Origin of the sequence: Eggerthella sp. 1_3_56FAA, from assembly GCF_000185625.1 — a bacterium.
GTDB lineage: Bacteria > Actinomycetota > Coriobacteriia > Coriobacteriales > Eggerthellaceae > Eggerthella > Eggerthella lenta.
In genome coordinates this window covers 186,010-203,357 of record NZ_GL622580.1, presented here as the reverse complement: position 1 = coordinate 203,357, position 17,348 = coordinate 186,010, and the positions used below count along the sequence as shown (strand labels likewise).

The window sequence follows — 17,348 nt, the reverse complement described above, 5'->3', positions numbered from 1 at the left end:
GATGATGTTTGTCGCCAAAGGCACGACGTCTCGCGGCGAACGATCCCGAAGAAGATCAAAGGAGGCCTTCGTCCGGCGAGCGGCAGAAGCGAGGTTTAGGAGAGCGGATAGCCGAGCAGCTCGTCCATGGTGACGAAGCGGTAGCCCTGCGACTTGAGATAGGGGAGCGCGTCTTTGAGCGCCTCGACCGTTTGCGATCGGTCGCCGCCTCCGTCGTGCATGAGCACGATGGCGCCCGGCCAGGCGTTTTTCACCTGGTTGGCGATGGCGGCGGCTCCGGGCTTGCGCCAGTCTTGCGAGTCGATGTTCCAGCCGATTTCCGCGCTGATCAGCGGCCCGACATTGCGCATGACGCCTTCGCCGTAGTTGCCTCCCGGCGTGCGGAATACATGGCTGGCTTCGGCGCCGGTGGCGGCTTCGATGGCTTCGTAGCCCTTCTGCACTTCGGCGACCTGATCCTCAGGCGTCATGTAGCCGAGGTTCACGCTTTGACCGTCGCCCGCCGCGTGGTCGAACGAGTGCGAGCATATCTGATGGCCTTCGGCTGCTGCGCGCTTTACGAGGTCGACGCCTTCTCCGTCGATGCGATTGCCCACGGTGAAGAATGTGGCCTTCGCCCCTTGGTCGGCCAGCACGTCGAGCACTGCGGCGGTGGATTCGGGCCAGGGGCCGTCGTCGAACGTGAGTGCCACCACTTTGTCCTCGCCTACCTGCGGCGAAACGTTTCGGCGCACCACGTTGGAAGGCTCCTGCACGACTTCTTCCGTCGTCAGGCCGGAGACCGAGCCGGTTTTCGTGCGCTTCAATCCGTCGGCGCCTTGCCCCTCGAGCACGTGGATAGGTCCGCGCCCTTCCTCTTCGATCGAGTAGGGGATGCTTTCCTCGGCGGTTTCGCTCGGCTCTTCGATGGCGCTGCCGTCGCCCAGTTCGACCACGTCGCCGTTGTTCAGCTTCGTATCCATGTCGGTAGCGACTTCGCCGTTGACGGTGGCGTGAAACGGCTCGCCCTTTCCTGCTTCGATCACCGAGCCGTCCACGGCAACGAAATCGCCGGGTTTCGGCTTGATGCCGCTGGCGCGCAGCGCGTCTTCCAACGTCTTGTGACCGCCTACTTCCAGGTTGGCTCCATTGAGGGTTATGGAGGCAGGCAGGCTCTGCACGACGAAGTACCCTCCAACGGCGAAAGCGGCCACTACGAGCAGGCTGGCAATGATTCCAACAGCGCGCCGCCTCGGTTGTTCGGGGCCCGGCGGTCGATGGTAACGTCCTGGTTTCTGGTAGGATGCCGCATTGCGCGGTTGCTGCTGTGTTGCGTTCAGGCGGGAGCGGGCGGCAGTGGAACGTGCGGTTTGCCTGGTGTTGTACTGGTGTGGTCGTGAACCTGGAGAAGTCGACTCATCGGAACGACGGGAAGCTCGCTCGTCATTCGAATGCTGGAAAAAAGCGTCGTCGTAATTGCGTTCGGGCATAACCTTCCTGGGTCGCCGGGTGCATGCGGCCGCGTGCTTCGGCCGACGGCTGCACAATCACCTTATCTCATCAGTATAGCGGCATCAAGCTTAGTTGAGGATAAATCGGGGCGCGGTTCTTCTTTTGGTTGAAGCGGCTGTTAGGTTGACGAGGGGTGACGAGTGAGCTTTGCGCTGGCGCTGCTCGTCCTGAAATTTGTATGGAGGGCGGGTGTCAGTGCGGGCGGGGGCGGCGTGCGGGGTGCGGTGGAACCACTATACTGAACGCAACGTGATCGAAAGGAATGACCTATGGGTTTGCAGTTCGCCGGCGCGCGCGCCGTCAGCGCCGTTTCAACGTGGGGTCTCAAAAACGTGTTCCGCCGTCCCGCCGCGAACTTCCCGGGCAAAATCGCGCTGTACGTGGATCCGCGTCTCATTGCCGACCTCGCGCCGAAGCTGGAGCAGGGCTCGGTGTGCGTGGTTGGAACGAACGGAAAGACCACGGTGACGAACCTGCTGGCCGACGCGCTTGAGCTGGCGGGCCAGCGCGTGGTGTGCAACCGGACCGGCGCGAACCTGGACTCGGGCGTGGCGACGTCGCTGCTGCACGCCGGCCCGTCGGATTGGGGCGTGTTCGAGTGCGACGAGCTGTGGCTGGCGAAGATCCTGCCGCAGCTGCAGGCCACCTACGTGGTGCTGCTCAACCTGTTCCGCGACCAGCTGGACCGCGTGGGCGAGATCGACCGCATCCAGGACAGCATCGTGGGCGCGCTGGAGAAGTCGCCGGACACGGTGCTGGTGTACAACGCCGACGACCCGCTGTGCGTCCGCATCGCCGAGCGCGCGGCGAACCCCTCCATCGCGTTCGGCGTGGACGAGGACCTGGGGCTGCCGCAGAATTCGGTGGCCGACGCGCAGATGTGCCAGCGCTGCTCGTCCATGTTGGAATACGACTATCGCCAGTACGGGCAACTGGGATCGTTCTCGTGTCCCACCTGCGGGTTCGCGCGTTCCGCCCTGGACTTCGCGGCAACGGGCGTGAAGCTGGGCCTGAACGGGTTGTCGTTCGACGTGCGTCGGGACGGCGAGGGGGCAGCCGCGGGTTCGATCGCCGCGCCGTACACCGGCGCGTACATGGTGTACAACTTGCTGGCAACCGCTGCCGCGGCCGGCCTCGCCGGTTGCCCGCTTCCCGCGTTGCAGAAGGCCATCGACGCCTTCGACCCGCAGAACGGGCGCCTGCAAACGTTTGACATCGCCGGTCGGCGCGTGCTGCTGAACCTCGCGAAGAACCCCACCGGCTTCAATCAGAACCTCAAGATCGTGGCGCAGGACGCGGGTGACAAGGTGGTAGCCTTCTTCGTGAACGACAAGGAGGGCGATGGCCGCGACGTGTCGTGGCTGTGGGATATCGACTTCGAGGAGCTGGCGGACGATCCGGCCAAGCTCACCGTGTTCGCGGGCGGCTTGCGCGCGAACGACATGCAGGTGCGCTTGAAGTATGCCGGCATCGAATCGCAGGTGGTTGCGGATGCCGAGGACCTGCTGGCGCGCATAGCCAGCCTGTCGGCCGAAGAAAACGCGTACCTGATCGCGAACTACACCGCATTGCCCCCGGTGCATGCGGTGCTGACCAGCCACGGCGCGGCGGGCGCCGCGGCCGAGGATTCCGCCAACCCGCATGGCACGGATGAGGGCTTCCCCCGCCCCCATGGCGCGGGCGATGGCTGTGGGGGCGACCGTTCCGTCTCCGCGCCAGGAGAGGGGGAGACTCCTGCGCCCGCCGCCTCCCTCACCATCGCGCACCTCTTCCCCGACCTGCTCAACCTGTACGGGGACGGTGGCAACGTGCGCATCCTCGAACAGCGCCTGCGCTGGCGCGGCATCCCCGTGGAGGTCAAGCGCGTCAACCACGGCCAGGCCATCGACCTCTCCGGCGTCGACCTCGTCATGCTGGGAGGCGGCCCCGACCGCGAGCAGCGCCTGGCGTCGGCCGAGCTCATGAACATGCGCGAGCAGCTGCATGCCTACGTGGAGGACGGCGGCGTCTTGCTGGCCATCTGCGGCGGCTACCAGATTCTCGGCCACGAGTGGCTGCTGGGCGACGAGGTGGTGCAGGGCCTGGGCATCGTCGACATGACCACCGAGCGTGCGGCGGGCGGCTCCGGCGACCGGCTCATCGACAACATCGTGCTGACCTCGCCGCTGGCGAAGCGCCCTGTCGTGGGTTACGAGAACCATGCGGGACGCACGCACCTCGGCGCGGGCGTCGAGCCCTTCGGCGCCGTGGCGTCTTCCACGGGGCACGGCAACAACGATGCCGACAAGCAGGACGGCGTGCGCTACAAGAACGTGGTGGGCACGTATCTGCATGGCCCGCTGCTGGCGAAGAACCCCGAGGTTGCGGACGATTTGCTCGCACGCGCTCTCCAACGTTTCGCATCGCGAACGGGCCAGCCGGCCATCGAGTTGGCGCCGCTCGACGACGCCGTCGAGCAAGATGCGAACGACGCCATGGTCAAGAAGCTGGGAGTGCACAGGTAGCGGGAAGCTCGCCGGTGCGGCGTCAACCTGGTGCTCGCTCGGGATGACACCGCTTCCGCTGCGCTGCCCTGTGGGCTTTTCCTAGTAAACCGATGGAGGCGGTTGCGCGGGTAGAGCGCTGCCGCGAAAATGGCGCAATGGACAACAAACGCAGCCCTCAACGGCGCCCTGCGAGCACCGAGCGTTTTTCCCGCTCCTCGTACGGCCGCTCCCGTCAGACTGAACCGGGTCGTCGCCCCAGCGTTCAAGGCGAATCCGCTCCCACGCCGCGCCGCGTGTCGCGAGCCGATTACGAGCGCACGCGCGCACGCTCTCGTCGCCGCACGCTGGTTATCGCGCTTGCCGTTGTGGGCGTGCTGGTGCTGGGCGGGGCGGGGGCTGCGTTCGCGTACTACAACGTACTCTCGGGAAACCTTCACGACGGCGTCAGCGCCGAGCTGCGCAATGCGCTCGTGGAAACCGATTTGGCGAACGAGCCGTTCTATATCCTGCTCATGGGAACCGACGGGTCGAACGACCGCGAAGCGTCGGCGGAATTCGCCGGCGATCAGTTCCGCAGCGACAGCATCATCCTCGCGCGCATCGACCCGGTGGACAAGAAGGCGACGCTCGTCTCCATCCACCGCGATACCCTGGTAGACATGGGGGAATACGGGCAGAACAAGCTGAACGCTGCACATGCCATCGGCGGAGCCGCTCTCACGGTGAAAACCGTATCGAAGTTGGCGGGTGTGCCCATTTCCCATTATGCCGAGATCAACTTCGACGGCTTCAAAGACATTGTCGATGCGCTGGGCGGCGTCGAAGTGGATGTTCCGATGGAGATCGACGACGAGGATGCCGGCGGCCATCTGGATGCCGGGCTGCAGACGCTGAGCGGCGATCAGGCGCTCATCCTGTGTCGTTCGCGCCATGCCTACGACGAGTACGGCGACGGCGACTCCTACCGTGCAGCGAACCAGCGTCTCGTCCTGTCCGCCATCGCGAAGAAAATCCTGTCGGCCGACGTGGCCACGATGGCATCCACCGTCCAGGCGCTTTCCCAATACGTGACTACGGATCTCGAGATTTCCGACATCATCGGCCTCGCGCAGACGATGCAGGGCCTCGACCCGGCCACCGACATCTATTCGGCCATGGAGCCGACTACGTCCAAGTACATCAACGACGTCTGGTACGAAATCAACAACGTCGACGAATGGAAGAAAATGATGACTCGCGTTAACCAGGGCCTTCCGCCCACCGACGAGGACATCGTCGACGAGATGTCGAACACCGTGCTGGCAACCACCGGCAGCGGCCAGACGCATTCCAGCACGAACGAGGACGGCACGCAGAAAAAAGCGAAGCGCACGGGCAGCGTGGTGGTGCGCAACGGCAACGGCATCACCGGCGCAGGCACCGAGGCGTCCGAGCGCATCGAGGAACTGGGCTATTCGGTGGAGTCGGGCAATGCCGACAGCTTCGACTACCCTAAGACGCTGGTGATTTACGACGATGAGGCGAAGGCATCGCGCGCGCAGGAGATCGCGGATGCTCTTGGCGTTGGAAAAGCCATGAAAAACGACGGATCGTATCTGTTCGAGAGCGATTTCCTCGTGGTGTTGGGAAGCGACTGGAAGTAGCCGTCCTCTGTCATCCTGAGCGGAGACGCGCAGCGCCGGAGTCGAAGGATCCCGTGCGGCGTCAGCCTCTACAGCCCCAGCCCCCAATCGCCCAGCAGCAACCCCTTCGCCAACCCCAGCACCAGAATATGCGCGGGGTAGTATGCGTAGAACAGCCACTTCATCGGGCGGCCGCGCGAGCCGTTGTAGGCGAGCAGCAGCGGGATGGTGGCCGTGCAACCCAGCAGCGGATACAGCGCGAACGGCAGCAGCGCTGGATCGAACGCTGCCATGTAGTCGGAGAGCGCCGGCAGGCCGTTGCCCAGGATGGGCACGAGCAGGGGCAACACGATGCGTTGGCGCCGGTCGGGGATCGCGCGCATCATGAGGATCATGAGCGGCCCGATGATCCCCCAGTCGCACAGCGCGCTGGCCGTCACCAGCGCTGCGGCAGCAAGCCAGAATCCGCCGCGGCTTTCCATAGTGTCGTACAAGTACAGAATTCCCAGGCCGATGAGCAGGGTGAACAGCACGTTGAGGTTGTGCGCCAGAAACAGGCCGTACGGCACCTGCGAGACGAGCGCGAACGCCAGCAACCGACCGGCGTACCGCTTGATGTTCGAGGTATGATGGTAGCCTTCCACCAGCAGAAACGCCATGATGGGGAAGGTGAGCCCGCCGAATCCGAACAGCAGGAGCAACGCCTCGGCGGGCAGGTAGGGATAGAAAATGTAGCAGGCGTGGTTGAACGTCATGCCGACGATGGCCACGACTTTGAGCGTGAACGAGGAAACGCCCCGCATCGGGGAAGCTGCTGATATGCTCGATGTGACGCTCATGGCGTTCCAGTATACTGCCTGCATACGATGTATTCGATGGCAAAGGGCGATGAGGCTGCGTGACGCGCGCGAATTCCACGATGGGGCTTGAGGACGGCGGTTGCGCGCGCAACCATCGCGCCGCCGTGTTCGTGGCGGCGTTGGTGGCAACGGCGTGCTGCTTCTCGCTGGTCCCCGGCGACACCCTCGCCGGGTCGCTCGCGCAGGGCGCGGCGCTAGCTGCGGTCGCGCTTGCGGCTGTGGCGGCATCGCGGCCGCGGGCTTTGCGCGCGCCGCGCCTTTGCGACGGGCGCGGTTTGCTCGCGTGGGCCTTGTACGTGCTGGCCGTGGGTTTGGCTGTGGGCCTCGCGTCGCTGGTCGTGCAACCGCAAGGGGCCGCTTTGGACGCCTCCCCGTTGCACGTGATGCAAGTGGTCGCGCTTTGCCTCCTGACCGCTGTGTTCGAGGAGGGCGTCTTCCGGGTGCTGGCGCTCGATGCGTTCGCTCCGGCGTTGGGAGGAGGCCGACGCGGCATGCTGCGAGCGGCCCTCGTGTCGGCCGTGCTGTTCGGCGCGCTGCACGTGTCGCTGGGCGAGGCTGCCTCGGCCGTTCAGGCCGCCGATTTCGTCGCGGTTGCGCAAACGGCGTGCAAACCCGTGCAAGCCGCTTTGTTCGGCCTGTTCATGGCAGCGATGTACTTCGGAACGCGCAACTTGTGGACGCTCGTCGCCGTGCACGCCGCGTTCAACTTCCTGTACGCGGGCCCGCAGCTGCTGGCGGGAAACCTGCAGCAAACCTACGTTACCGGCGACCCGATCGACTTCGTTCTGCTTGCTGTCTCGACGGCGCTTCTGGTTCCCGCGGCTTGGTCGGCGCTGCGACGCTTTCAGAAAAATTCAAAGAACGTGTAATTTCTCCTTGTCACGATCCATGAACTCAGGTATCATGTTCAATCGCTTCGATAAGAAGCCTTTGTTGTGCGGGCGTGGCGGAATTGGCAGACGCGTACGGTTCAGGTCCGTATGGGGGCAACCCCATGGAGGTTCAAGTCCTCTCGCCCGCACCATCTGAATTGAGAAACCCGCTTCGGCGGGTTTTTTGCTGCCCTGCTATGCGTCTGCTACACTTTCCCCATGACTTCCTACACCACCATAGCGGGGCGGGCGACCGCCGAGATCGAGGAGAAGAAGAGCCGCTTCATCGCTAGTTTGGCGCATGTCGAAACCGAGGATGAAGCGCTGGCGTTCCTCGAGGAGATCCGCGCGGCCAACCGCATGGCGCGCCACAACGTGTACGCCTACGTGCTGCGCGAGGGCGGCGCGGGCGTGCAAGGGCGCGTGCGCTATTCCGACGACGGCGAGCCTCAGAAGACGGCGGGGCTTCCCACGCTCGAGGTGATCCAGCACGCGGGGCTGACCGACGTGATCACGGTGGTCACGCGCTATTTCGGTGGGGTGCTGCTGGGCACGGGCGGCCTCGTGCGCGCGTACACGCAGGCCACGCAGGCGGGCATCGAGGCGGCGGAGCTGGTGGTGGTGTCGCGGTGCGTGGACATCGAAGTGCGAGCGGCGTACGGCAAGTACGACCAGCTCGTGCGCATTGCGTCGGACTGCGGTGCGAAAGTGCTCGATACCGTGTACGACGATGCGGTCACCCTGCGCCTGCGCATGCTCGACGGCACGCAGGAGCCCCTGCTGCTCAAGATCACCGAGCTTGAACGCGGCCAGGAGCGCGTGCGCGTGAGCGAGCCTCTCGAGGCTGCGTTCTGAGTCTCGCGGCTGTTGGGGCGGAGCGAGGCGCAGTTGCTTGCGCTATGATGTGCTCGCTGCTCGCTGCTCGCTGCTCGCTGCTCGCTGCTCGCTGCTCGCTGCTCGCTGCTCGCTGCTCGCTGCTCGCTGCTCGCTGCTCGCTGCTCGCTGCTTGTCGCCCTCGCTGTCGCATAATTCTTCAGCGCTATGTGCAGCAAAATCGAGCTTTTGGCAGTCTTGCTTGATTCTCAAGCGACATGGGCAAAACGCGACCTGCGGTTTCTTTCGCTGACGGCTTGCCAGGGCTCTTCCGCGTGCTTTTGGAGCCGGCGAATGCGAGCGATCACTGCCAAAAACTCGATTTTGCTGCACATAGGGGTTAAGGTTTTTGCGCAAGGCATGCGTTGCGGCAGCTCGCGTGGGCATCTGCGGCCGCCTGCCCTATAATAGGCGCATGGCACGCGATCGACAGCTCATATTGAACCGGTATCGACCCATCGGCGAAGCGAAAGCCGGCGGCTTCGGCACCGTGCGGGTGGCGTGGGACACGCGCATCCAACGCAAGGTGGCCATCAAATGCATCGAGCTGGATGAGGTGGACGCCGCGCGCGCGGCGCTTCCAGGGGCGAACGCCGTCGCGCAGCGCGCGCCGCAGCACGAGCCGCTTCCCTGGGAAGACGATCCCGTTTTCAACGATGCCGACGAAGCCGAAGGGGATGCGACTTCGGTGTTTGACCTGGTAGGCGACGGGCCGCTGGTACATTCTCTCGCGCACGTTCCCGGCTTGGACGAGGCGCGCACCGCGGCAATGCTGTCGGATGCGAGCATCGTCGCGGTGTACGATTTCGAGGTGCAGGAGTCCACCGCCTACCTCATCATGGAGTACGTCGAAGGCGTCACGCTCACCGAGCTGCTGCATCGTCACGCCGACCGTCTCACATTGGATGTGGTGGCTGCCGTGTTCGCGTCGGTGTCTCACGCGTTGGAGGTGGCGCACGCCAACCAGGTGCTGCACCTCGACATCAAGCCCGACAACGTGCTGATCAACCATCAAGGCCAGGTGAAAGTCACCGATTTCGGCCTGGCCACGCTGGCCGACGCGTCCGGCTACGGCGCGGCCGGCGGAGGAACCATCGGGTACATGCCCCTGGAGCAGATGCGCCAGGAGAACCTCGACGTGCGCTGCGACGAATGGGCGTTGGCGTCGCTGACGTACGAGATGCTGGCGGGCGAGAACCCGTTTCTGGCACCCGATCTCGAGCGCGCTGAAGCTGTTATCGAAGATGCGGAGCTGGTGCTGCCGTCGCTGTGCTGGGACGAGCTGGACCCCGCCGTCGACGACGTGATCTTCTTCGCGCTCGACCCCGACCGGGAAGAGCGCTACGCGACGGTCGCCGATTTCGCGGAGGAGCTGGAGCCGTTCCTGGGCGATCCGAAGCGCGGCGTGCGCGAGCTCTCCGTCATCGTCGGTCACGCCGACGATGAGGAGGAAGAGGAAACCGAGACCGCGCCACCTGTTCCGTATGTGCCGCTCCGCGAGCGCATCACGCCGCTGCAGCGCACGGTGGCGGCGCATGCGGCGGGCGCGCTGGGCAGCGGGGCGGTCGCGTTCGTGGCGTTCGCGAATCTGCCGCAGACCAGCGGATTCGCCAACCCGCTGTTCTGGGGGCTGTTCGCGCTCGTGACGTTGGCGGGAGCGTTGAAGCCGCATCTCGGCGCGCTGTTGGCATACTTCGCGTTATCGGCGGCGCTCATCGCCGGAAACGCTCCCGCCGCAGGATGCGTTCTGCTGGCGGCGACGGCGGCCTGGTGGTACTTCACCGGGCGTTTGGGCGACGCCGATGCGAACGCGACGCTCGTGCCGCCGCTTGCCGGGGCGTTCGGCTGCAACCAGCTGACGCCGCTCGTGGCCGGGTTCTGCCTGCCGCCTGCGCGCGCGTTCGGAGCGCTGGCGTTCTCGCTGGTGGTCAGCGTGATGTTGGCCGCATGCGGGTCGCACAGCCTGCTTGGTTGGGACGCGCTGACGAACTGGCAGTTCTCTGCGGGGCTCGACGTGCAGGCCAGCATCGGCAGTCTGTTGATGCAGCCGGCGCTGTGGTGCATCGTGATCAGCTGGATTGCGGCTACGGGTGCGCTGTCGGCCTTCCGCCTGCGCCCGACGCGTGCGTTCGCCGTGCTGGGCACGCTCGTGGCGAGCGCTCTGCTGCTGGCGGGCATCGTCCTGGCCGCTTGGGTCGCGTCGGGGCAAGCAACCTGGATGCCGTCCTTCAACAACCTCGTGTTCACGCTCGTTCCCATCGTGGCGATGCTGCTCATGTGCGTCCTCGTCCCCGAGCCGGATTACTACGAGGAAGATTACGAGGGCGAAGCGTAAACTCGCGAAAGCGGTCCCCCCCCCCGCTTGATTGCTCGTCGTATTTTTCGAGCAAGAATCCGACACAAGAGATGCTGCCGAGCCGGCCCCCTCCGTAGTACTATTAACCTCAGCACAATCTTGTAGAAAGGGTGGCCTCATGCAGGAACTTAACGACGAGCGCGTGCTGTTCGCGTTCGCGCGCGATTTGGAGCCGGCGCTGACGGTGGCATCGGGCGAGACGGTGCGCATCCGCACGCAGGACTGCTTCGGCAACCAGGTGCAGACGCCCGAGGACGAGCTGGACGAGATCGACTGGGATCGCATCAACCCGGCAACCGGCCCCGTGTTCGTGGAGGGCGCGGTGCCCGGCGGCGCGCTGAAGGTGACCATCGAGAACATCGAGCTCGACCCGCAAACCGCGTCGTGCACGGGCAAGGACGAGGGCGTGTGCGGCGACCGCTTCGACGCGTGGAGCACGCACCTGTGCGCTATCGACGGCGACAAGCTAGTGTGGAACGACCAGCTGTCCATCCCGCTTAACCCCATGATCGGCGTCATCGGCGTGGCCCCGGCGGGCGATCCGGTGAACTGCGGAACGCCCGGCAGCCACGGCGGCAACATGGACAACACCGCCATCACCACGGGCGCGACGCTGTACTTCCCCGTGGCGGTGGAGGGCGCGCTGTTCGGCTGCGGCGACATGCACGCGGCGATGGGCGATGGCGAGATTAGCGTGTCGGGCGCCGAGGTGGCCGGCTACGCTACGGTCACGCTCACTGCGCTGCCCGACCTGCACCTGGTTGATCCGCTTATCGAGAACGGCACGCACCTCGGCATCATCGCGTCCGCCGAGTCTCTCGACGCAGCGGCCGATCGCGCCGTGCACGAGATGGTGGATCTGCTGCACGACCGCACCGGCGTCGACGAGGCCGAGCTGGTCATGCTGCTGTCGCTGGTGGCCGACGTGCAAGTGTGCCAGATGGTGGACCCCCAGAAGACCGTCCGCTTCATGGTTCCCAAGTACGTGCTGGAATCGCTGGGGTTCAAGCTGTAGAAGAAGAGAAGGTGGTCGGGCGGTCGCCTTCTCGCCCGACCCCATCGGAGGACATCTTGGAGGATGCGTCGTGCCCGAAACGTGCGGTTTCGCCGCAAAGGCCGGCCGTTTCGGCAACGCGTTGACAGGTTGCGTGCGTCTCCTACAGCAGCTCGCACACCTTGCCCAGCAGCGGCTCGAAGCTGACGCCGCGGTCTTTGAAGTCGGGCTGTTCGGCGCTCACCAGCATGGCGTCGTGCACGAAGTCGCCTGCGAACGCGACGGCCTCCTGCAGCGAGCGACCGGCCATCACGGCGGCCATCAGGCATGACGCGTACAAGTCGCCCGTGCCGTGCAACATGTAGGGCAGGTATTCGTTATGCGCTTCGAACGTCTCGCAGTCCTTGCCGCCCACGAAGTTGCGGATGCAGGACTCGCCCTCGCGCTGGATGCCCTTGAGCACCACGTGCTTCGCTCCCTTCGCCACGAGGGCATCTACCAGGCGGTGCGCTTCTTCGTCGGAGATGTCGGTGCCGCCCCAATCTTCGCCGATGGGCTCGCCCAGGATGATGGCGGCTTCGGTGAGGTTCGGTGTGAGGATGTCGGCGCCGCAAGCCAGCTCGGCCATGGCGGAGCACAGCTCGGGCGTATACGTGGGGTAGACCTTGCCGTGGTCGGCCATCACGGGATCTACCACGCGCAAAGCGTTCGGATACATAGCGTACAGATCGCGAATGCGATCCACCTGCTCGGGTGCGCCCAAGAAACCGGAGTACACGGCATCTATCTCCACGCCGATGCCCTTCCATGCGTTCAGGTAGTCGGCTAGGATCTCGGTGGTGTCGTGCATGTACCAGCCGGGGAAGGCGGTGTGCGACGAGAACAAGCCCGTCGGCACGGGGCATACGTCGCAGCCGGCGGCGGACAGCACGGGAATGGCAACTCCCAGCGAGCACTTGCCGTAGCCGCACAGATCATGCACGGCGGCGACGCGGGGGATGTACGCTCCTTCGCGCTGGTAGAGATGCGTTTCGGCTTCGTTCATGGAAGTACTTCCTTTCCGGGTTGTCAAGAGGCGATGAGGTTCAATTATATGGTTTGAGTGTGCGGGAGAATTGACGGCTTGAAAACAGGAGCGCGCAGCTGAAAAGCTGCGCGCGGCGAGACTCGAAAGCAGTGATCGCGCGTACGTGCAAGGAGCTTTTCAAAAGGCGATCCTCATCGTCTGGTCGCCGTTCGGCACGAACGCGAAGACGTTACTTGTCGTCTTCGTCGTCATCGAAAAAGGACCAATCGTCCTCGTCAGGCTCGTGATTGACGAACGTTTTGCGCGTGCGGCGCTCCATGATGACGCACGCGATCAAACTTACGACCAAACCGATTCCCACCAGGCATCCGATGCCGGCGTAGGTGTTGAAGAGAAAATCGTACAACGCACCGAAATCCATGGTTACCTCGTTACTCTAACTCGTGACATCACCATTGCCACAGAGTGTTTGCAGTTCAGCGTTAGAGTATACTATGTCGAGCCGATCCGGTACGGGTAGGCTTGGATATTCCTTTATTCTTTACGCGCGCTGAAGAAGGGCAAGCACCAACACGCCATGGGCAAAGACAAGCGCAAACGCAAACGACGCATAACGGCATCAATCGCAATCGTCGCCATTGTGGCGGCGATTGTTTCTGCTGTGCTCGGATTAACGTCTTTTATCGACAAGAAGCTCAATCAGAGCGCCGAGCAGCAGGTGGTCACGTTCACCGAGCAATCCGCCAGCAACGTAACCGACCGCATGTACATGTCGCAGAACGCCATCGGCGCGTTTACCGTGCAGACTACCGATCCTGCGTTGGTTGCGCCGGCTCTCAGCAGCTTCCAGGAGCACCACGGCTTTGCGAATGCGACGTTTGCCGGGATGGACGGTCGAGGCGTTCGCGCGGATGGCTCCGCATTTTCCGTCGACGAGCTGGCTCAGCCCGAAACGGCTTTGTCCGAGGGTCGCAGTTCGTACTCTGCCACGTTCGCCAACGAGGCGGGCGCCCGCGTGCGTCTCGCCCAAACGCCGCTTTATATCGATGGGCAGCAAGTCGGAGCCCTGTACGTGCAGGTGCCGTTAAGCTTGTTCTCTATGTCCCGTCAGCTGGATATGTTCGACGGCCGCGGCTACTTCATGTTGTTCGAGGGTTCCACCGGCGAGGTGCTGGTGCCTCCCACGGGCGAAACCAAGACGCCGGTGTTCATCGGCACGTCGCTGTACGACTTCCTTGACCGGGCGTCTCAGTACAGCGAGCCGGCCTCGAACACCGATGCCGCGGTCTCAACCGAAGCTGCCTTGCAGTTCATGCAGTCGCGCTCGCGGAGCGACCTTTCCACGCTGCGCGACGTTGTGGCGAACAAGCAGACGGGGCTGCTCACGGCCACGGTAGACGGCAAATCCAGTTATGTGTGCGTCGCGCCGGTCGACAACGGGTATTGGTACGTGTGCAACGTGGTGCCCGTCGAGAACGTGCGTGCCGAAGCTGCCGTGGTCACCACCACGTTCGAAGCGGTGTTCGCCATCATCTTCGCCTGCCTTGTGGTGGTGGCGCTGTTGGTGTTCGGCGCGTACCGCCGCCGCCTGCGCGAACAGAACGTCGCCATGCTCGGCCAGTTGTACGAGGCGCTGTCCGACAGCATCGATATGGCGGTGAACCTCTATTCGCCCACCGACGGCAAGGTCACTCCCATTGTGGCGAAGGCCGAACGCATCATCGGCTATCGCCTTGACGCCTTTCTGCAAAACGAGCGGTTGGCGGCCACCATAGGGCTTTCTCCCGAGGGCGTGGCTCTGTTCGATCGCATTAGGAAGGACGAGACGAAGGGCTTCGAGCAAGGGGAGTTCTCGTTCCGCAGCAAGCAGACCGGCAAAGAATGCTGGGCTTCTTACTCGGTCAAGCGGCTGACGTTCGAAGATAAGCCGCAGCTGCTCGTGGTCATGCGCGACGTGACGGCCGACAAGGAGATCCAATTGTCCATGAAGGATGCGATGGACGTTGCCGAGGCGGCGAATGCTGCAAAGTCCGAGTTCCTCTCGCGCATGAGCCACGAGATCCGCACGCCTATGAACGTGATTCTGGGAACGCTGCAGCTTGCGCGGAGCAATCCGGACGATCGCGAGAAAGTTGCCGAGACGCTGAAAAAGATAGGAGACGCATCTGACCATCTGCTCGGGCTGATCAACGACGTGCTGGACATCTCGAAAATCGAGAACGGCAAGATGACCCTGGCCAGCGAGCCTTTCCGTCTCAGCGCCGTGCTGTCGCACGTGGCATCCGCCGTTCGCGTGCAGTGCGAACAGCGCGCCCAGGAATTCGTCGTGACAACTCCGCCATGCGCCGATGCCGTGTTCGTGGGCGATGCGCGGCGCATCAAGCAACTGTTGCTGAACTTGTTGACGAATGCCGTGAAGTACACGCCCTGCGGCGGCTGCGTTCGGTTCGAGACCACGGTGGCGAAGGGTGCCGCCATGGGGTATCGCCAGGTGAAGTTCACGGTATCCGACAACGGCATAGGCATGTCAGAGGAGTTCAAGGAGCATATTTTCGAGCCGTTCAGCATGGAGGGACGCTCGCGCGAGCAGGGCACGGGCCTCGGCATGCCCATCGTGAAGAACATCGTCACCATGATGGCGGGCGATATCGCCGTCGAGTCGACGAAAGGGCAGGGCACTACGTTCACGGTGACGTTCAACCTGCGTATCGCATTAGAGGCGGAGCGCATCGTGTTCGAGGAGGGCGAGGGCGCCGAGGCGGACGATGCGCAGCCCCTCGAACTCGATGCTGCGAGCGCGGCGGCGCTGCGATCCCTCGGCGCGCGCGATCGGCTGGCGAGCCGTCCCGTTTCGGCTTACGAAGCCCCTATGCCGGGCGCGCCGCGTGCGCTCGACCGCACCGAGTTCGAGGGGCTGCGCGTTCTGCTGGCCGAAGACAACGACCTCAACGCCGAGATAGCCTGCGAACTGCTGGCGGAAGCGGGGCTGGTAGTGGAGCGAGCGGGGGACGGAGCCGAGGCGTGCGTCATGTTCGAGGCGTCGAAGATAGGCTACTTCGACGCGGTTCTCATGGATGTGCAGATGCCCAACATGAACGGCTACGAGGCCACGCGGTGCATCCGCGAGCTCGATCGCGAAGATGCGGATGCCGTGCCCATCATCGCGATGTCGGCCAACGCCTTCGCCGAAGACGTGAGCGCCTCGTTGGCCAGCGGCATGAACGCGCATCTGTCGAAGCCCATCGACATGCGCCGCGTGCTGGCCACCCTCATCAAGTACGTGCGAAAGCGCTATGAAGGATAAGGGCGTCGGCTGGCCGCCCGACGGAACATGCCGGGTGCGTGAAGGAACGACGAGGTGCGCCGCCCGTGAGGTATACTAAAGGCACTATTGTTTCCCATCGTGAAGGAGCGCGACTATGCTCGACATCAAGTTCGTCCGCGACAACCAAGAAGCCGTCGCCGAGGCGATGAAGAACCGCCATGCTTCGTGGGACGCGGCGCGCTTCTCCGAGCTCGACGAGACTCGCCGCGCCGCCATCGCGAAGGAGGAGGCGCTGCAGGCCGAGCGCAACGCCACGTCGAAGTCGATCGGCCAGATGATGGCCGCCGGCCAGAAGGACGAGGCCGAAGCCGCCAAGCAGCGCGTGCGCGCCATCAACGACGAGCTGGCCGTCATCGGCAAAGATCGCGAAGCGGCCGACGAGGCCCTGCGCGAGGTGCTGCTGCGCACGCCGAACATGCCGGCCGATTCCACGCCGGTGGGCGACGACGAGGACGACAACCCCGAAGTGCGCCGCTGGGGCGCGCCGCGCGACTTCGCCGCCGAGGGCTTCGAGATGAAGCCGCACTGGGATCTGGGCCCCGAGCTGGGCATCATCGACTTCGAGCGGGCGGTGAAGCTAGCCGCCAGCCGCTTCATCCTGCTGGGCGGCCTGGGCGCCCGTCTGGAGCGCGCCCTCATCAACTTCATGGCCGACACGCACGCGTCGCGCGGCTACAAGGAATGGTGGTGCCCGGCCATGGCCAACGCCGAGACGCTCACCGGCACCGGCCAGCTGCCGAAGTTCGAGGAAGACCTGTTCCACACCACCGAGGGCCTGTACCTCATCCCCACGGCCGAGGTGCAGCTGACGAACATCCACGCCGGCGAGGTTCTGGACGCCGGCCAGCTGCCGCTGAAGTACTGCGCGTTCACGCCGTGCTTCCGCGAGGAGGCGGGCAGCGCCGGCCGCGACACGCGCGGGCTCATCCGCGTGCACCAGTTCGACAAGGTGGAGATGGTGAAGTACGCCAAGCCCGAGGAGAGCTTCGACGACCTGGAGGCCATGGTGGCCGACGCCGAGAACATCCTGCAGCTGCTGGGCCTGCCGTACCGCGTGATCAGCCTGTGCACGGGCGACATCGGGTTCTCCGCCGCCAAGACGTATGACCTCGAGGTGTGGCTGCCGTCGTACAACGGCTACAAGGAGATCTCCTCGTGCTCGAACTGCACGGACTTCCAGGCGCGTCGTGCGAACATCAAGTACCGCGACCCCGAGAACTTCAAGGGCTCGCGCTACGTCCACACGCTGAACGGCTCCGGCCTGGCGGTGGGTCGCACCATGGCCGCCGTCATCGAGAACTACCAGCAGCCCGACGGCACCGTGCGCGTGCCCGACGTGCTGGTGCCCTACATGGGCGGCGTCGAGGTCATCGCGCCGGAATAACGGCAGGCGAAGCTATCGAAAAGAACCAGGGAACCTTCAAGCGTGGCAACGAAGCGTA

12 protein-coding genes and 1 tRNA gene are annotated in these 17,348 nt (G+C 64.3%); 9 read left to right on the top strand and 4 right to left on the bottom strand.

Going from position 1 to position 17,348, the window contains the following annotated elements:
- Positions 1 to 95 precede the first annotated feature (95 nt).
- Positions 96 to 1,160, bottom strand: a complete 1,065-nt coding sequence (locus HMPREF1023_RS06295; RefSeq protein ID WP_015761499.1) for a polysaccharide deacetylase family protein — start codon at positions 1,158 to 1,160, stop codon at positions 96 to 98.
- Between the two features lie 600 nt (positions 1,161 to 1,760).
- Here HMPREF1023_RS06295 and HMPREF1023_RS06290 point away from each other — a divergent pair.
- Together HMPREF1023_RS06290 and HMPREF1023_RS06285 are read left to right on the top strand one after the other, a co-directional pair.
- On the top strand, positions 1,761 to 3,995 hold the full coding sequence (locus tag HMPREF1023_RS06290) for a MurT ligase domain-containing protein (RefSeq protein ID WP_009305358.1): 2,235 nt from the start codon (positions 1,761 to 1,763) through the stop codon (positions 3,993 to 3,995).
- Between the two features lie 275 nt (positions 3,996 to 4,270).
- The gene (locus tag HMPREF1023_RS06285; protein ID WP_009305357.1) at positions 4,271 to 5,620 is read left to right on the top strand and encodes an LCP family protein; all 1,350 of its coding nucleotides are present in this window, start codon (positions 4,271 to 4,273) and stop codon (positions 5,618 to 5,620) included.
- A gap of 68 nt (positions 5,621 to 5,688) precedes the next feature.
- On the opposite strand, the gene HMPREF1023_RS06280 is transcribed toward HMPREF1023_RS06285, so the two are convergent.
- On the bottom strand, positions 5,689 to 6,402 hold the full coding sequence (locus tag HMPREF1023_RS06280) for a TraX family protein (protein ID WP_009305356.1): 714 nt from the start codon (positions 6,400 to 6,402) through the stop codon (positions 5,689 to 5,691).
- 95 nt (positions 6,403 to 6,497) lie between these two features.
- On the opposite strand from HMPREF1023_RS06280, the gene HMPREF1023_RS06275 reads away from it, so the two are divergent.
- From HMPREF1023_RS06275 to HMPREF1023_RS06255, 5 genes are all read left to right on the top strand, one after another.
- The gene (locus HMPREF1023_RS06275; protein WP_009305355.1) at positions 6,498 to 7,328 is read left to right on the top strand and encodes a CPBP family intramembrane glutamic endopeptidase; all 831 of its coding nucleotides are present in this window, start codon (positions 6,498 to 6,500) and stop codon (positions 7,326 to 7,328) included.
- Between the two features lie 68 nt (positions 7,329 to 7,396).
- Positions 7,397 to 7,483: transfer RNA gene (locus HMPREF1023_RS06270), tRNA-Leu, on the top strand.
- Between the two features lie 67 nt (positions 7,484 to 7,550).
- Complete coding sequence (locus HMPREF1023_RS06265; RefSeq protein WP_009305354.1) at positions 7,551 to 8,186, top strand: YigZ family protein; 636 nt, start codon at positions 7,551 to 7,553, stop codon at positions 8,184 to 8,186.
- A gap of 433 nt (positions 8,187 to 8,619) precedes the next feature.
- Positions 8,620 to 10,539, top strand: coding sequence for a serine/threonine-protein kinase (locus HMPREF1023_RS06260; protein ID WP_081434225.1), 1,920 nt, complete (start codon positions 8,620 to 8,622; stop codon positions 10,537 to 10,539).
- A 139-nt stretch (positions 10,540 to 10,678) separates the two neighbouring features.
- Positions 10,679 to 11,575, top strand: a complete 897-nt coding sequence (locus HMPREF1023_RS06255; RefSeq protein ID WP_009305352.1) for an acetamidase/formamidase family protein — start codon at positions 10,679 to 10,681, stop codon at positions 11,573 to 11,575.
- A 142-nt stretch (positions 11,576 to 11,717) separates the two neighbouring features.
- Here the strand turns inward: HMPREF1023_RS06255 and HMPREF1023_RS06250 are convergent, their stop codons facing one another.
- A complete protein-coding gene (locus tag HMPREF1023_RS06250) occupies positions 11,718 to 12,599 on the bottom strand; it encodes a PfkB family carbohydrate kinase (protein WP_009305351.1) in 882 nt (293 codons plus the stop codon).
- A 211-nt stretch (positions 12,600 to 12,810) separates the two neighbouring features.
- Positions 12,811 to 13,002 carry a DUF6724 family protein gene (locus HMPREF1023_RS06245; RefSeq protein ID WP_009305350.1) on the bottom strand — a complete coding sequence of 64 codons (192 nt, stop codon included), beginning with the start codon at positions 13,000 to 13,002 and terminating at the stop codon, positions 12,811 to 12,813.
- Between the two features lie 240 nt (positions 13,003 to 13,242).
- Here HMPREF1023_RS06245 and HMPREF1023_RS06240 point away from each other — a divergent pair, with 240 nt between their 5' ends.
- Together HMPREF1023_RS06240 and serS are read left to right on the top strand one after the other, a co-directional pair.
- The gene (locus HMPREF1023_RS06240; RefSeq protein ID WP_226844320.1) at positions 13,243 to 15,885 is read left to right on the top strand and encodes an ATP-binding protein; all 2,643 of its coding nucleotides are present in this window, start codon (positions 13,243 to 13,245) and stop codon (positions 15,883 to 15,885) included.
- 115 nt (positions 15,886 to 16,000) lie between these two features.
- The gene (serS, locus tag HMPREF1023_RS06235; RefSeq protein ID WP_009305347.1) at positions 16,001 to 17,290 is read left to right on the top strand and encodes a serine--tRNA ligase; all 1,290 of its coding nucleotides are present in this window, start codon (positions 16,001 to 16,003) and stop codon (positions 17,288 to 17,290) included.
- Positions 17,291 to 17,348: the final 58 nt, after the last annotated feature.